The organism is Tenacibaculum sp. AWR4_210 (assembly GCF_056160945.1).
Window position 1 is genome coordinate 268,475 of sequence record NZ_JBSWYF010000001.1, and the last position, 15,041, is coordinate 283,515.

A 15,041-nucleotide genomic window follows, 5' to 3' on the forward strand; every position below is an offset into this window, starting at 1 on the left:
GCATTTTTTTATCTTTCACACCCTATGAAGACCTTAAAGAATTTTATATTACAGCACCGTTGGTTTATCTTTTTCCTATTTGCATTTTCTTCCTTGTTTCTCCTAAAAAACAAAATTCAAATCGCCAACAGTTGGAACGATTTCTATTTTCATCCTGATGCTCCCTTTTGGTATTTTTTTCGTGCGCTGAGTATTTTTATGCTCGTCTATTTTATAAAAAGAAGGATTGAAAGTCGATATAGTCCGAAAGCAACGCCCGGAAAATTCTTGGGATATTTCGGTATAGGATTGCTTTGTTTTATGCTACTAAAACTTGTGGACGGTCTTCTTATTTCTTGGATCTTCGGGAATTTGGAACGAAATTATGGAAGTTCTTACTTATTAATTCAAAGTCAAGTAAGTAATAGTATTGATTATTTGATTTTTGGTGGATTCTCTCTAGCCTATCTCTACTATAAGGATACTAGAAGCTATTTATCAAAAGTAAATGCGTATCAAATCAGTGATGCTAAGAGTAAGATTCAACAGTTACGAAACCAATTAGACCCTCATTTTTTATTCAATAATCTCAATGTATTGGACCAGCTTATTTGGGACGATCAAGAACGAGCGACTAACTACCTTCATAAATTTTCTGAAGTGTACCGATTTTCCTTAATCAATGCCCAGCAAGAATTGATTGGAATTCAGGATGAGTTGCAGTTTGCTAAGAACTATTTTAGTTTGATGTCAGAAAAATATCAAGGAGGATATAGCTTAACCATCGATGAGCAGCTTGCGTCTTCGAGTCAGTTTGTACTGCCACCTTTCTGCTTACAGGTTCTTATTGAAAACGCAATAGTACACAATCACGGAAAACCAGCACATCCCGTGCATATCCATTTAGGCATACACAATGAGTACCTAGTGGTTCAAAATAACAGAGAAGCCTTGGCGCGAAAAAAAACATCCAACGGAATGGCACTTAATAATTTGTGTAGTCAATTTGATCTTTTAGCACATAAATCTGTACTCATTAATGAGACTGAAAAAAACTTTATTGTACAACTCCCTTTAATCAGCACGACTCATGTATAAAATTGCGATTATCGAAGACGAGGCTCCCGCCCGTAAAAAACTGCAACTCTTTCTAAACAAGCTACATATCGACTATACAATTGTAGTCGAGCTCGATACAGTATTTGAAACTCAGGTATTTTTGCAGGAAGCTCCCGATATTGATATTATTTTCTCGGATATCGAATTGAGAGACGGTAACGTATTCGAAATTTACAATCGTCAGAAAATTTCAGTACCTATTATTTTTATCACTGCCTATAATGATTTTTGGATGAATGCCTTTGATACGAATGGTATTGCCTATTTGCTAAAGCCCTACCCTTTTGAGCGTTTTGAAAACGCCTGGAACAAGTTCGTTGATTTAAAAGAGACCTTTGTAAAACAACAACAAAGTATATTCAAGCAGCTAGACTACTATTTTCAACAAAAGACTCCAAAATCTTATAAAGAAACGCTGGCCGTGAGAATGGCAACGGGAATTTATTTCCTAAAAGTTGTAGATATCTGTTATTTACAGGCAGATCAAGGCATTGTTTGTGCTTTTGATAAGAAAAATAAAAAATACGTATTGAACGAGAACTCTTTAGGCACCGTACAGGGACAACTAGACCCCGATTTGTTTTTCAGAATAAATAGAAGTGAATTGGTGCACAAAACTTATATTGAAAGCATACATCGTTATTCAAAAAATACGATCGCTATCGAGCTTTACCAAAACAATACAATTTTAAAAACGAGTCAATCTCAAACGGCTCCATTTAAAACATGGATGGGCCTTTAATACATTGATTTAAAGTTTTAAAGAAAGAAATTCACCTCAGTATTCCCTTGATTTTTTTCATAAATTTCAGGGTAATTCGCTCTAAATATATCCATCATTCTTTCAAAAGGTACATCTTGATAGCTACCGTAATCTTCAAGATAGCTCATAAACTGCTCATTATTTTTGTTATACTCTTGAATTACGGCATCTTCACTACCATCGAAATCTAAAACATCAACTTGGTATTTGGCACATAGTTCTCGGTTAAAGGCTGGTACACATTTTACCCACTTTCCTGAATAAAACACCTCTACTACACCGTGAGGGGCTAATTCATTGGTTCCTAAAATACGTTCTAAATGTTCAGTGGCTATGTGATTAGAAACTTTAGCCAGTCGTAATCGAGCAGGAATTGCAAGTGCTCTATAACAAGTAATAAGGACAATGGCTTTATCTATACAATGTCCTTCGGCATTTGAGAGTATCGTACTTGCTTGGTAATGATCTTTGGTTATCCCTATTTTGAATGGGTTGTAACGCCATCCATCTCTAATTCTCAAATAGAGTTGTTGGAGTTGTGCTTTTGGTGTAAGCGCTTTATACGGTTGAAGGAATTCTTGAATCTCAGGGTGTTCATAATCGAAAAAATAGGTCGCAGCTGTAAATTCTTCCATAAAAAAGGCTTTTGTTGGAAAGGAAAGGTATTGATTAATTTACAAAAACTGTACGAAGTCCCATTTTTCTATACCTATGTTAATCACTAACAAAGGCTTCTAAGCTTGAATAAACGAAGTTTAGAATAGCATAAAGTGTGTACTTCTCGGGGAAAAGATGTTTTAGCGTTGTAGAATATTAAAAATCATCTACCCATGAAAAGTGTTGCTCAATAATTTCTGCCTTGTGCTCTTTGATATAATCGATAAAGGCACTGGCAATAGGCGTTAGCTTCTTGTCTTTTCTCCAAACGATATTCCACTCGGTTTCTATGGGGAGTCCCGGATAAGGAATAACAGTCATCTCCTTGTTCAACAACGCATTTTTAATTCCTATTAAGGGCATTATACTGTAGCCGATACCAGCTATAACTGCTTGTTTTAAGGCTTCATTAGAGGTGAGTTCTATCTTTTTAGAAGATTTCAAATTTCGCTTATCGATAAACGTTTCCATGGCATTTCTTGTCGCCGATCCTTTCTCTCTAAACAACATAGGCCCCTGAGTGAAGATAAGAGCTTTTTTTCCTTTGCGCTGTTCTACGCGTTCAGTGCCGCCAACGAGATATAAAGAGTTTCGAAGTAAGGGAATATGTTGTAAATCCATTTGTTTGGGCAATACAGAAACCAAAGCAAAATCAATATCATTATTTTCTAAATGATTTACTACTTGCTGCTTGTTGGTAACATCCATTGAAAAATCTATGGCTGAGTTTTCGTTTAAAAACCCCGATAAAAAATAGGGCATTACGTATTTCCCTGTAGACACCACCGATAGTTTGAGTTTTCCAGCAAGTTTCCCTTGAAATGCGTGTGTTTTATGATTAATCCTATCAACTTCTACCAATATTCTTCTTGCTGTTGCTGCTATTTCCAACCCAAAATCTGTCACGTACAGTCGCTTTCCGACAACTTCTGTTAAAGGTATAGGAAATTGATCTTGAAAATTTTTTAACTGTATGGATACCGCTGGCTGCGATAAATACAAAGCTTCGGCAGCTTTCGTAATGCTTTTTTTCTCTACAATTTCTATAAAAACCTTGAGCTGATGTAATGTATAGTTCATGTGAACGAAGTTTCCCCTAATAAAAGCATAAAAATAACATTATAAAGTTAATTATAACCATAAATAAATGTTAATATAAGGTTTTGCTTTTTTTATAGGTATGGCGCCAACACTGATATGCACTACCCTAAAAGTATTGATATTAATTTTATTTATGTTTAGATTCAGATATATAAATAAAAATATATGAATTAAATCTACCAATTTTGTCTCATCAAATACGAGTAGTAAAATTAAAATGATGTTTTTTAAAATAAACATAGTGCATACACTGAGAATAGCAGGAATGGTTTTACTGGCAATAGCTTACGCTTATTGCTTGTACAAAACAGAATATTCACCCATACTTCACAGGTCTTTATGGTATAGCAGTGGTATATACACCTTGTTGATTTTTCACAGCATCCTACTCCAAAAGAAATAATTTATGGAAACATTAGACATTAGTACCGCCAAAAAGACGATCAAATTAGTTGATGGAGACTTTACTCCTACGCACACGTCTGATTTATTAAAAAGTTTTTTAAACACAAAAATTAACTATCACAAATTACACCGTCTGATTTTACAAGAAAAAGATCATTCTGACACAACTCCTGTTGACAATGCTCGAATACAAGAGTTACAGCAGGCCAAAGCGGAAGTGGTTGCTTTGGTAGAAGAAGCCAGAAGTCAAGGTAAAAACATTCAAATAAAGAGTATCGTTACTCTAGAATTCACAGATCAATAACTAGCAATTTTATCCAATGGATATTCATTTATTAGTAGATAACTTAACAAATCCGGCATTGCTGTTCTTTTTTTTAGGAATCTTTGCCTCACAAATTAAAAGCGATTTAGAAATCCCTAAGAACTCCTCAAAGTTTATTTCGTTATACCTTCTCTTATCCATAGGTTTCAAAGGTGGACAAGAACTTGCACACAGTACGTTCAACACCGAAATCTACAACGGGTTGCTTTTGGGATTTCTGCTCGCTATTACCGTGCCGCTGTATACTTTTTTTATACTCAAAAAGAAGTTTTCAATTGAAAACGCAGGAGCTATTGCTGCGGCATACGGTTCTGTAAGTGCCGTAACCTTTATCACCTCAGTGAGTTTCCTGGACATGGAAAAAATTGCCTACGGAGGACATATGGTTGCTGTAATGGCGCTTATGGAGGCTCCATCTATTATTGTAGGAGTATTACTCATGCGATTGTTTTCGAATGGAAAGCGATCTACTAATGAATTATTACAACTGGTAAAACACGCCCTAACTAACGGAAGTGTGTTGTTGATTATTGGAAGTTTGTGTATTGGGTATTTTGCCAGCGACGCACAGGCTGCAGGTATCAAGCCTTTTACCACAGATATCTTTAAAGGATTTTTAGCAGTGTTTTTATTGGATATGGGAATTACGAGTGGTAAGAAAATAGGCCTACTCTTAAAAAAAGGCTGGTTTGCCTTGCTTTTTGCCATCGTAATCCCTTGTCTTAACGGTTGTTTGGTAAGTTACTTTTCTGGATTTTGGTTAACGGAGATCGGCAATCGATTTTTAATCGCCATCTTAGCCGCCAGTGCATCGTATATCGCCGTCCCTGCGGCCATGCGTATTGCGGCGCCTAAAGCAAATCCTGGACTTTACTTACCGATGGCTTTGGCCATTACCTTTCCGTTTAACATCACCTTAGGAATGCCTTTATACTTATTTATTATAGAACTTAGTCATTAGAAATAGCATTTCATTATTTTTCATTTGTCTTTCATTCACCCTGCAGATGGCCTAGTTATTAAACTAGGTCATCTTTCTTTAAAGCGTTAACAGCTATGGACAAGCGAACTAAGGCTTCTTGAATATTAGCAAGTGGAGTAGCAATATTAATTCGGGCGAAACCTTTTCCGGCCTCTCCAAACCAATGTCCCATGGCCAAACCGATTTTTGCTGTGACAAAAAGTTGCTTCAATTCTTTGTCAGTAAGTTCTAATGCGCGAAAATCTAACCACAGCTGATAGGTTCCATCAGGCTGAATGACTTTTACTTCTGGTAATTCAGCACGGATAAATTTTGAGATCCACTGAATCGAGCTTGTGAGGTAAGCCAGTAATTCATCTAACCAGAGCTCTCCTTGGGTATAGGCGGCAATACTTGCATAATTGGTCATGGCATTTCCGTGATGTAAATACATCGCCTCAATTTTTTGTTGAAGCTTTTTAAAATACTCCTCATTTTCAGTATAAATATAGCCGTTGGCAATACTTTGCATGCCAAAAGTTTTTGCAGGAGACCCTAAAAGCACCAAATGCTTGTTGGCCCGATCCAATGCAGCAATACTCGTAAACTGATGCGAGTGATACAAAATATCAGCGTGAATTTCATCGCTAATAATTCGAACGTTGTAGGCTTCTGCTAACGATAGCAAAGCTTGTAACTCTGAACGAGTCCAAACGCGTCCTACAGGATTGTGGGGATTACACAAAATCATGGCTGTGGGTTTTGCTTGTTGAAAGGTTTTTTCCAACCCTGCTAAATCCATAGTATAACGCCCGTCGTCAAGTACTAATGGATGCGGAAGCGGCTTTCTGCCGTTCCCTTTGATCACTTGATCAAACTGATGATATACTGGCGTTTGTATAAGTACGACATCACCTTTTGCTGTAAACTCCTGTAAAAGAACGGCAATTCCTGTCAGTACACCATTGAGTTGTAAAAAAGCAGTGCTCTGCAAACGCAAATTATGCCTACGCTGATACCAAGCTACCATGGCTGTGTACAATTTTTCGGTATTGAACTCATAGGCGTATAGCCCTCTTTCTGCAATTTGTTTTAAGGCTGCTGATATCGCAGGTGCAACTTGAAAATCCATATCCGCAATCCAAAAAGGCTGGATGTCAGTGGTCCCGAACATGTGATTTAAAAAATTGGGATTGTTTTTTACAAAATAGTTTGCTACCTGATGCTGTTCGTCAAAAATACTCATATAGGTTACTCTTTGGTGTTTAAAAGTACTAATTGTTTTTCGGAAAATTTAACTCCCTTAACTATACAGACGGGCATTTTGTAAGATTGATGCATTAGGAGTTTTAAAAACCTTAGGTAGCATCTAATTTAAACAGACAAATTTTCTTAATTTTACGGGTATATTTTTACGAAATTGCTATGATTACAGGTATTTTTACGGTACTTCTCGATGGAAAATTACTAGGTTACACAAACCTTGAGTATGCAGATAACGCTATGGGAATCCTATGCGGCAAATTGTTTTTTACGGACGTACAATCACCGTATCATTTTCTGAAGGCATATGCCCTCATAAATGCTATTGAACTATATGATGATGATGAAAATGAAAAATTGATCAGTCTTGCAGTGCTGCCTAAAATCGAAATTTTGGTAACGCAAACAGGCGCATTAATACATGTGGGAGCAGCTATTGAAGGAATGGAAAGCGATGATTTTCAAATTACCTTATTCGAATGTCTTCCTGAAAAGTTCCAATTAGCATTCCAAAATGCCAACAGTTAGCCTTCCTTAAAATAAAGGAAGCATCCTCTAAATAGACTGCACTTTTTTTGATTATTGGTCGCAGTGCTTCGCTGTAGATAAAAAACACTATCTTTCTTTAATAAAATACGAGATTAGCTATGAGTTTGAGTTATTACGCCGTTTTATTGGCTTTGCGAATTAAAGGAATTAAAAATGTGTTTAGCAAGGCGCCTATTGACTATATGGCATTGAGGAAAGAGGATGTTGAACAGGTAAAAAAACGTCGAGGATACCAATATGAGACCTTACAAATAGGTAATAACACCATTACAAAAGTCAATATGCTTGGCAGTACGAGTAAAAACACGATACTCTTTTGCCCTGGTGGTGCATATGTGAGTGGTCCTGCGAAGCATCATTGGACTGCTGTGCACCAATTAGCTAAGCAAACCGATTATGAAGTTTGGTTACTCAACTACACCAAAGCCCCAGAGGTAAGCATAACAGCCATGGCTGAAACCTTAGATACGGCCTATCAAAAGGTACTAGAACGCGAAGGGAAAATTGTACTGATGGGCGATTCTGCTGGAGGAGCCTTACTTATCAGTTTGTGTCAGCGTTTAGAACAAAACTTTAGGCTCCCTAATTTACTAGTGGCATTATCGCCTGTGATGGATGCCTCTATGTCAAATCCGGCCATTAAAGCACTGGAAGTCCAAGATCCTATGCTCGGTATTGCAGGTGTTCGAAGTGCCAAAGAATACTGTGCAGGTTCCTTGGCCTTAACACATCCGTTACTGTCTCCCTTATACGGGTCGTTTCTGCATTTTCCTCCAACTATTTTATGCATTGCTGATTGTGATATCACAGCACCAGACCAAGAGTTATTTGCTGAAAAATTGCGACAATGCAATAGAGATCTTAGGCTTATTCGAGGAACAAAGCTTCCGCACATATGGCCTCTACTTCCATTTTTATCAGAAGGAAAACGCACCTTTACGCAACTATTGCGAGCAATCCAAGAAATTTAGCGCCTTCTATTAGGAAGTAATGGCGGGGGTTCTCCGTTAAAAGGATTCCAACGGCTGATGCTTTTTGCTCCCATACCCGTGGCTCTCATAACTGCTCGATCTCCGTAACGGGCCCTCATTTTGTCCATAGCCTGATAGAGGTTTAGTATTTTTTCATCATCATCAAAGAGATCAACTTGATGCCCTCCTTCTACCAAGTGACTAAACTTAACCCCTATCAACCGTACTAGCAAACGACGTTTGTACAAACTCTTATACAATTCTTTTACCAAGGGAATGATTTTGTGATCAGCAGCACTGTAAGGTATTCTGCGCTGTATTGTATAAGTTTGAAAATCGGAATAGCGAATTTTAAAACTCACGCAAGCTGTAAGTTTATTTCCTCTGCGCAATTGGTAAATCAAATTTTCGGTCATCGCCACAATAATACCTTCGAGCTTCTGAACGTCAGTCGTATCTTTATCAAAAGTACGCTCTGTTGAAATAGATTTGCGCTCTTGGTATTGTACTACAGGACTGTGATCAATTCCATTGGCCTTTTTCCATATGGCAATACCATTTTTACCAAATACTCGCTGCATCATATTCACAGGCATCTCTTGTACTGTCTTAATTTTTTTTATTCCCAAATCGCAAAGAGCCTTGTAGGTGACCTCTCCTACCATAGGAATTTTCTTGACAGATAAAGGAGAAAGAAACGGTTTTTCACTTCCTTTCTCTATGCGAATCTGGTTGTTAGGCTTGGCTTCACCTGTTGCTATTTTCGACACCGTTTTATTGATCGAAAGTCCAAAGGAAATGGGTAATCCCGTTTCCTTTATAATGCGCTGTCGCAACTCGGAAGCCAGCTGATGACAGCCAAAAAAGCGATCCATACCACTCAAATCAATGTAGAATTCATCTATCGATGTTTTTTCGTACAAGGGTACGGCCTCTTTAATAATTTCCGTAACTGACTCCGAAAACTTTGTATAAGTCCCTGCATTTCCACGCAGTACTACGGCTTCCGGACACAGTTGTTTGGCCATGCGCATGGGCATGGCGGAATGAATTCCAAAAGAACGCGCTTCGTAGCTACAAGAAGCCACAACTCCTCTATCAGAAGTACCTCCTATCAAAACGGGTTTGCCTATGAGCCTACTATCAATTAAGCGTTCACAAGACACGAAAAAAGTATCTAAGTCCATGTGGACTATGGAGCGTTCATTATTCATTAGTCAAGATTTTTTTAGGTCGTGGACGCTGTGCCTTTCTACTATCAGCATAACGAGGATCTTCTATAATCGCCATGCGTTCCATATGTGTAATTTCAATGCTAATACAGTCAAATTCTTCTATTACTTTTCCTCGTAATCGATAAATACCCTTACCTCGAAAAGGATATTTCGCTGCTATTGGAGGAAAATGTACACTGTCGATAAAATGACCTTCTCTATCTAAAAATGTACCGAAAAACATCGTCTTTCCATTTGAAGTTCGGGTCTTTTTTACCGTAACCAAATACCCTTCAATAGCGATATTTTTTCCAATGTGGAACTGTAATTCTCGAGCGTTTAAACCGAATTTCTCTCCAGCATTAATTAAAAGATCGAAAGGGCTGCATAAAGGAAAGCCCAAGAGCTCTATCTGATCAAAGGCATCTTCTAAAGCTGAAGATGAAAAACTAGGAGTCTGATAACTTAGGGGGGCAGTCCTGAACAAATTCACTCCAGTTTCTTCTACGGGTTGCTTGGTCACTTTCATATGGGCTTCCCACAGGAGTTTCCTCTTATTAATTCCGGTAAAAGCAAAGGCATCGACCTTTAGTAAAATACTTATTTGCTCTACGCTAATGCGCACGCGTTCTACAAAATCGTCTAAACTCTTAAAACAACCGTTTTCTTTACGCTCAGTAAGGATGCGCTGAATTGTTCTTCGTTCTAGCGACTGCAAAAACATAAAGCCCATATAAATGTCTTTCCCGTAAATCACGGTCTGTTCGCCGCTTTTATTAATACACGGAGGATGAATGCGTGCTCCGTGCATCCGCGCTTCGTGTACGTACAATTCCGTACTGTAAAATCCGCCGTAATTATTAATTGTGGCAACCATGTACTCCAACGGGTAATAGGCTTTTAAATACAAACTTTGGTAACTCTCCACAGCATAAGATGCCGAATGTCCTTTGGCAAAGGCATAGCCAGCAAAACTTTCTATTTGTCGCCATACGTCTTCTACCAGAGCCTTCGCCTTTCCGGAATTGATACAGTTCGTAAAAAACTGCTTTTTGACCTTTAAAAACTCTTCGCGAGAACGAAACTTTCCAGACATTCCCCTTCGAAGCATGTCTGCTTCTCCCAAAGTGAGTCCTCCAAAATAATGAGCTACTTTAATAACGTCTTCCTGATATACCATGACTCCATAAGTATCCGGCATGATATCCCGTAAAATAGGATGAGCTTCACCGCGTTTTTCGGGGTAGCGGTACCGCAAAATATAGGCTCGCATCATTCCTGATTTTGCTACCCCTGGCCTGATAACAGAACTCGCTGCTACCAACCCTAAATAATCTGTGACTTGGAGTTTTTTTAGCAGCATGCGCATTGCAGGCGATTCAACGTAAAAACATCCAATAGCCTTGGCATTTTTTAACAGTAGTTTAATCCGTTCGTCTTTTTTAAAACCCGCAATATCGTGTATGTCTATCGGAGGGTGTTCCGGGTTATTTTGAGTGGCGATAATCACAGCCTCTTTAATTTTCCCCAATCCTCGCTGGCTGAGAATGTCAAACTTGTGCAGGCCTATATCTTCTGCAACAACCATATCAAACTGAGTCGTTGCATAGCCCTTGGGAGGAATAAAGGTAGCGGTGTAATTCGTAATGGGCTGCTCTGAAATCAAGATTCCCCCAGCGTGAATTCCCAAATAGTTAGGAAATCCTTGGATGTATTCACTGTACTTGACCACTAACTTCGAAAATTGATCGAGTTGTTCGTATTGATACTGTCCCTGTGATAATTTGTCAATTTCCGCTTTGGGCAAGCCAAAAACCTTCCCCAATTCACGTATGGCTGCTCGATATTTAAAAGTATTGTATACACTTATCAATGCAGTATGGGGAAAGCGTTCAAAAATATAACGGGTAATATCATCCCTGTCGGTCCACGAAAAATCAATATCGAAATCCGGAGGATTTTTTCGGTACAGGTTAATAAAACGCTCAAAATACAAATCCAACTCTATAGGGTCTACATCTGTAATGCGCAATAAGTACGCAATCACACTATTGGCTCCACTCCCCCTACCCACGTAAAAATACCCCTTTGAGCGCGCGTATTTTAAAATTTTCCAATTGATTAAAAAATAAGATACAAAGCCTTTTTCTTTAATGATTTCCAGTTCTTTTTTTATGCGAGCAGCAATTTCAGGGGTCACTACGCGATACCGATAAGCAAGCCCGTCATTTGCAAGTTTCTTCAATAAACGATAGTCTAAATCCTCACTCGTCGTATAGGATTTTTGATTGCGAACAACCTCCGAAGAAACCTCCATACTACTGCTACAGCCGCCTAACAACTGCATCGTATTTGCCACAATTTCAGGATAGCTTTCAAAGGCTTTTTTCAAGGTCTCGACTGGAATAAAACTGTCATTGGGACTTCCTTGAGCTGCCGTCTCAAGCTTGCTCAGCAAGCTATTTTCATCAATAGCTCGCAACAAGCGGTGGGTATTCCACCCTCTTTTATCCTCGAACGTCACAGTTTGCAATACTACAAATTGAGACCAATTGTGTTTCCATGCCGAAAAAGGTAAGCTTCCGAGTTCTTCTTTCGTAATTCCGATGTATTCATGCGGTTGCAATGCAAAAAATAACTGTCGATACTTTCTGAAAGGATATATTACTACGGTATGGGCTAGCTTAGGTGCCCGCGGAGGAATGTCAATCTTCGACTGCTGTAAAAACTGTGAGAGATACGTATTAATTTCGGCAAACCCTGCATCGTTTTTTGCTATCACAATAAACTGTTGATCGGCAGAATTTCTAAAATCTACGCCAAAAACAGCTGCTAAACCTTCTTTTCGAGCCAAGCGCAGTACATCCATGCAAGCAGTTGTACTATTTATATCCGTCACGAGCACTCGGTCTAAACCTTGCGATTTTGCTAGGGCTACCAAGCGTTTAGGCGCAATTGTTCCGTAACGCAAACTGTAATATGTATGACTATTCAAAAACATTTTACAAAAATAACTACAAATAATAGTTTTTCTTGCTTCTATTTGTAGTAAGTTGTTTTGATGCTGTTTTTACTCACCTACAGGCTTCAATTATAGAGTAAGGTTATTGTTCAAATTTACCTTTGCGATCTAGCGCTTCCTCGATACAAAAGATTCCTTATGTTTCCAATACAGACTCAAAAATGATACTTGTGAATTCTTATTTATATATGCGTCAGTTTTCAATCGTTGAGAAAAGTACTTTTACAATATTTTTCAGCAATACTACAGATTATAGTTTTAATTACCTATATTTGTAGCATTATGAATTACATTGCTAAAAATATTCGTCATTTAAGGAAATTAAAGGGCTATACACAGGAACAATTGGCAGAAGAGCTCAAGATGACTCGTTCAAAAATAGGCTCTTACGAGGAAGGTCGTTCGGACCCTCCTATTGAAATGCTCATTCAGTTTTCAACGTATTTTTCACTGCCTATAGATGTTCTTATCAAGAACGATTTGACCTATGCTACCGATACTTCATTTATCGAAATAGGTAATCAACGAGTATTATTTCCTATCACTGTTGATGTTGATCACGGCGATCTTATCGAAGTGGTTCCTGTAAAAGCATCTGCGGGGTATTTATTAGGGTATGACGACCCCGAATACATAGAACAATTAGAGCGTATTAAGCTCCCTTTTTTACCGACGGGGAAGCACCGAGCCTTTCCTATTAAAGGAGACTCTATGCATCCGATGAAAGACGGTTCGTACGTGGTTGCCAAGTACATCGAAGATCTGCGCGATATTAAGAACGGAACTTCGTATATCGTAGTTACTGAAAACGACGGGATGACTTACAAACGCGTATACGATCATATCGAGGAAAAGCAGGCGCTGTGGTTAGTTCCTGACAATAAAAATTACCAAGCCTACTACGTGCCTGTTACGGAAGTTTTAGAGCTGTGGGAATTCACTTGTAGCATCAATACGCAAGAATACGATGAACGTGATTTAAAAGTCAGCAGCATTGCTTTAATGCTCAATCAACTAGGTGTTGAACTCAAAGCCCTTAAAAAGATTCTTTAATGAACTATGCCATTGTTGACATAGAAACTAACGGAGGCGTAAAAATTACGGAGATCAGTATCTTTATCTTTGATGGAGAAAAGGTGATTGATGAATTTACAACCCTCGTTAATCCAGAAGCCAACATCCCTGCCTTTATAACACAGTTGACAGGGATTAGTGCTCCTATGCTTGCCCAGGCACCTAAGTTTTATGAAATAGCAAAAAAAGTGCACGAGATCACTGAACACGCTGTTTTTGTGGCTCATAATGTTAATTTTGACTACGGTATTATTGCCAAGGAGTTTAAAAATCTCGGTTTTCCATTCAAGCGACGTAAATTGTGTACGGTTCGCCTCTCACGCAAATTACTCCCCGGAAAAAACTCGTATAGTTTGGGTAATTTATGCGCTTCGGAAGGCATCACTATCGCTGAACGACATCGCGCACGCGGAGATGCCGAAGCGACCGTAACCCTTTTTAAGAAGCTCTTAAAAATTGACGCTCAGCAAGAAAAAAGCGTTCTAAAAACCTTTTTGAATCCCAGATCACGAGAAGCCACACTCCCTCCGCTTCTTCCCAAAAGCGTTTTTGAGGCGCTGCCCGAAAAACCCGGAGTTTACTATTTTAAGGACCGAGATAAAAAAATTATCTACGTTGGGAAAGCAATCAACATCAAGCAACGCGTGTTGAGTCATTTATACGACAAGAAGAAAAAGGAGGTTGCCATGTGTATGGAAACAGCTGATATCGGCTATACCTTAACTGGCAGTGAGCTGCTCGCTTTATTATTAGAATCGTCAGAAATAAAACTCCATTACCCCAAGTACAACCGAGCGCAACGACGCACCAAGGAAAGCGTAGCTTTGTTTAGCTACGAAGACCGATCGGGAGTATTGCATTTGGCTTGGAACAGTCATAAACTAGTTCAAAAGCCCATTGCTAAATTTTATACCATAACAGAAGCTCGTAGCTTTGTCGAAAAGCTCTGTGACACGTATGAACTTTGTCCTAAATACTGTCATTTGCAAAGCAATGTAAGCAGTTGTTTCCATTATCAGTTAAAAAAATGCAAGGGCATTTGTAGCGATAAAGAAACCATTGCCGACTACAACAAACGAGTTAAAGCAGCACTGCAATCAATTTGCTATCAATCCGAAAATTTTATCGTAAAACAACCCGGTATCAAAGGGAAAGAGTTCGGCTACGCACTGGTGATTAACGGGTTTTACAAAGGCTTTGGCTACCTCTCTGCTCCAGCTACCAGTACCAAAGAATACTTAGAAGCACTCATACCGCACAAAGATACTCGCGATATTCACAGGATACTTTTGGCCTATGTAAAAAAGAATCCGGAACAACTCATTGAGCTTCCAAGTCCCAAACCTGGAGATTTGCACTTAGACACCCTCTTTTAGAAAAGAAGCATTAACTCCTAATAAACAGCAATTTAAAGGTGTTTAAAGTTTGTGAAAAATCATAAGCAATACTTATAGAAATCATAATAAATATAAATACTACTTTCCCGAAAAATAACAGCATCTTTGCAGCTCAAAGGAGCGTTTATATACAAAAACATATATATCCCCTATCCCTTTTATGCTATTGCAATTGTTTGATTTAATACATAGAAGAAATAGGAGTTCCCCCCATAAAACACCAAAGTCTCTTTTCATTTTC

General features: G+C 38.5%; 13 protein-coding genes. 8 read left to right on the plus strand and 5 right to left on the minus strand.

The annotated features are described in order from the left end of the window. Positions 1–24 precede the first annotated feature (24 nt). Together ACXAG7_RS01140 and ACXAG7_RS01145 are read left to right on the plus strand one after the other, a co-directional pair. Positions 25–1,077 carry a sensor histidine kinase gene (locus tag ACXAG7_RS01140; RefSeq protein WP_476665659.1) on the plus strand — a complete coding sequence of 351 codons (1,053 nt, stop codon included), beginning with the start codon at positions 25–27 and terminating at the stop codon, positions 1,075–1,077. Beyond that, a complete protein-coding gene (locus ACXAG7_RS01145; RefSeq protein ID WP_476665660.1) occupies positions 1,070–1,840 on the plus strand; it encodes a LytR/AlgR family response regulator transcription factor in 771 nt (256 codons plus the stop codon). Before ACXAG7_RS01140 ends, ACXAG7_RS01145 begins: the two co-directional genes overlap by 8 nt. A gap of 17 nt (positions 1,841–1,857) precedes the next feature. Here ACXAG7_RS01145 and ACXAG7_RS01150 read toward each other — a convergent pair whose 3' ends face one another. Together ACXAG7_RS01150 and ACXAG7_RS01155 are read right to left on the minus strand one after the other, a co-directional pair. Beyond that, the gene (locus ACXAG7_RS01150; RefSeq protein WP_476665661.1) at positions 1,858–2,496 is read right to left on the minus strand and encodes a transglutaminase-like domain-containing protein; all 639 of its coding nucleotides are present in this window, start codon (positions 2,494–2,496) and stop codon (positions 1,858–1,860) included. Between the two features lie 178 nt (positions 2,497–2,674). After that, positions 2,675–3,598, minus strand: a complete 924-nt coding sequence (locus ACXAG7_RS01155) for a LysR family transcriptional regulator (RefSeq protein WP_408043680.1) — start codon at positions 3,596–3,598, stop codon at positions 2,675–2,677. Positions 3,599–4,025: 427 nt separating this feature from the next. Between ACXAG7_RS01155 and ACXAG7_RS01160 the strand changes: the two genes are divergently transcribed. Continuing rightward, positions 4,026–4,328 carry a hypothetical protein gene (locus ACXAG7_RS01160; RefSeq protein ID WP_408043681.1) on the plus strand — a complete coding sequence of 101 codons (303 nt, stop codon included), beginning with the start codon at positions 4,026–4,028 and terminating at the stop codon, positions 4,326–4,328. Between the two features lie 16 nt (positions 4,329–4,344). Then, complete coding sequence (locus ACXAG7_RS01165; protein WP_476665662.1) at positions 4,345–5,310, plus strand: sodium-dependent bicarbonate transport family permease; 966 nt, start codon at positions 4,345–4,347, stop codon at positions 5,308–5,310. Positions 5,311–5,368: 58 nt separating this feature from the next. On the opposite strand, the gene ACXAG7_RS01170 is transcribed toward ACXAG7_RS01165, so the two are convergent. Beyond that, entirely contained in the window at positions 5,369–6,556 is a 1,188-nt protein-coding gene (locus ACXAG7_RS01170) for a MalY/PatB family protein (RefSeq protein WP_476665663.1), read from the minus strand. A gap of 179 nt (positions 6,557–6,735) precedes the next feature. Between ACXAG7_RS01170 and ACXAG7_RS01175 the strand changes: the two genes are divergently transcribed. Then, a complete protein-coding gene (locus ACXAG7_RS01175) occupies positions 6,736–7,101 on the plus strand; it encodes a hypothetical protein (RefSeq protein ID WP_476665664.1) in 366 nt (121 codons plus the stop codon). A 119-nt stretch (positions 7,102–7,220) separates the two neighbouring features. Then, positions 7,221–8,093, plus strand: coding sequence for an alpha/beta hydrolase (locus ACXAG7_RS01180; RefSeq protein ID WP_476665665.1), 873 nt, complete (start codon positions 7,221–7,223; stop codon positions 8,091–8,093). Here the strand turns inward: ACXAG7_RS01180 and dinB are convergent. Beyond that, positions 8,090–9,307: a DNA polymerase IV gene (gene dinB, locus ACXAG7_RS01185; protein WP_408043686.1), complete on the minus strand. Its 1,218-nt coding sequence runs from the start codon at positions 9,305–9,307 to the stop codon at positions 8,090–8,092. The genes ACXAG7_RS01180 and dinB overlap by 4 nt on opposite strands. Continuing rightward, positions 9,300–12,308: a DNA polymerase III subunit alpha gene (locus ACXAG7_RS01190; RefSeq protein ID WP_476665666.1), complete on the minus strand. Its 3,009-nt coding sequence runs from the start codon at positions 12,306–12,308 to the stop codon at positions 9,300–9,302. The genes dinB and ACXAG7_RS01190 overlap by 8 nt, the downstream gene beginning before the upstream one ends. A gap of 303 nt (positions 12,309–12,611) precedes the next feature. On the opposite strand from ACXAG7_RS01190, the gene ACXAG7_RS01195 reads away from it, so the two are divergent. Further along, the gene (locus tag ACXAG7_RS01195) at positions 12,612–13,382 is read left to right on the plus strand and encodes an XRE family transcriptional regulator (protein ID WP_476665667.1); all 771 of its coding nucleotides are present in this window, start codon (positions 12,612–12,614) and stop codon (positions 13,380–13,382) included. Continuing rightward, entirely contained in the window at positions 13,382–14,779 is a 1,398-nt protein-coding gene (locus ACXAG7_RS01200) for an exonuclease domain-containing protein (RefSeq protein WP_476665668.1), read from the plus strand. The genes ACXAG7_RS01195 and ACXAG7_RS01200 overlap by 1 nt, the downstream gene beginning before the upstream one ends. The last annotated feature ends 262 nt before the right edge of the window (positions 14,780–15,041 follow it).

Excerpts from the sequence above, each read along its gene's own strand:
- ACXAG7_RS01140 (WP_476665659.1), top strand. The coding sequence starts at position 25 with ATGAAGACCTTAAAGAATTTTATATTACAGCACCGTTGGTTTATCTTT.
- ACXAG7_RS01145 (WP_476665660.1), top strand. The coding sequence starts at position 1,070 with ATGTATAAAATTGCGATTATCGAAGACGAGGCTCCCGCCCGTAAAAAA.
- ACXAG7_RS01150 (WP_476665661.1), bottom strand. The coding sequence starts at position 2,496 with ATGGAAGAATTTACAGCTGCGACCTATTTTTTCGATTATGAACACCCT.
- ACXAG7_RS01155 (WP_408043680.1), bottom strand. The coding sequence starts at position 3,598 with ATGAACTATACATTACATCAGCTCAAGGTTTTTATAGAAATTGTAGAG.
- ACXAG7_RS01160 (WP_408043681.1), top strand. The coding sequence starts at position 4,026 with ATGGAAACATTAGACATTAGTACCGCCAAAAAGACGATCAAATTAGTT.
- ACXAG7_RS01165 (WP_476665662.1), top strand. The coding sequence starts at position 4,345 with ATGGATATTCATTTATTAGTAGATAACTTAACAAATCCGGCATTGCTG.
- ACXAG7_RS01170 (WP_476665663.1), bottom strand. The coding sequence starts at position 6,556 with ATGAGTATTTTTGACGAACAGCATCAGGTAGCAAACTATTTTGTAAAA.
- ACXAG7_RS01175 (WP_476665664.1), top strand. The coding sequence starts at position 6,736 with ATGATTACAGGTATTTTTACGGTACTTCTCGATGGAAAATTACTAGGT.
- ACXAG7_RS01180 (WP_476665665.1), top strand. The coding sequence starts at position 7,221 with ATGAGTTTGAGTTATTACGCCGTTTTATTGGCTTTGCGAATTAAAGGA.
- dinB (WP_408043686.1), bottom strand. The coding sequence starts at position 9,307 with ATGAATAATGAACGCTCCATAGTCCACATGGACTTAGATACTTTTTTC.
- ACXAG7_RS01190 (WP_476665666.1), bottom strand. The coding sequence starts at position 12,308 with ATGTTTTTGAATAGTCATACATATTACAGTTTGCGTTACGGAACAATT.
- ACXAG7_RS01195 (WP_476665667.1), top strand. The coding sequence starts at position 12,612 with ATGAATTACATTGCTAAAAATATTCGTCATTTAAGGAAATTAAAGGGC.
- ACXAG7_RS01200 (WP_476665668.1), top strand. The coding sequence starts at position 13,382 with ATGAACTATGCCATTGTTGACATAGAAACTAACGGAGGCGTAAAAATT.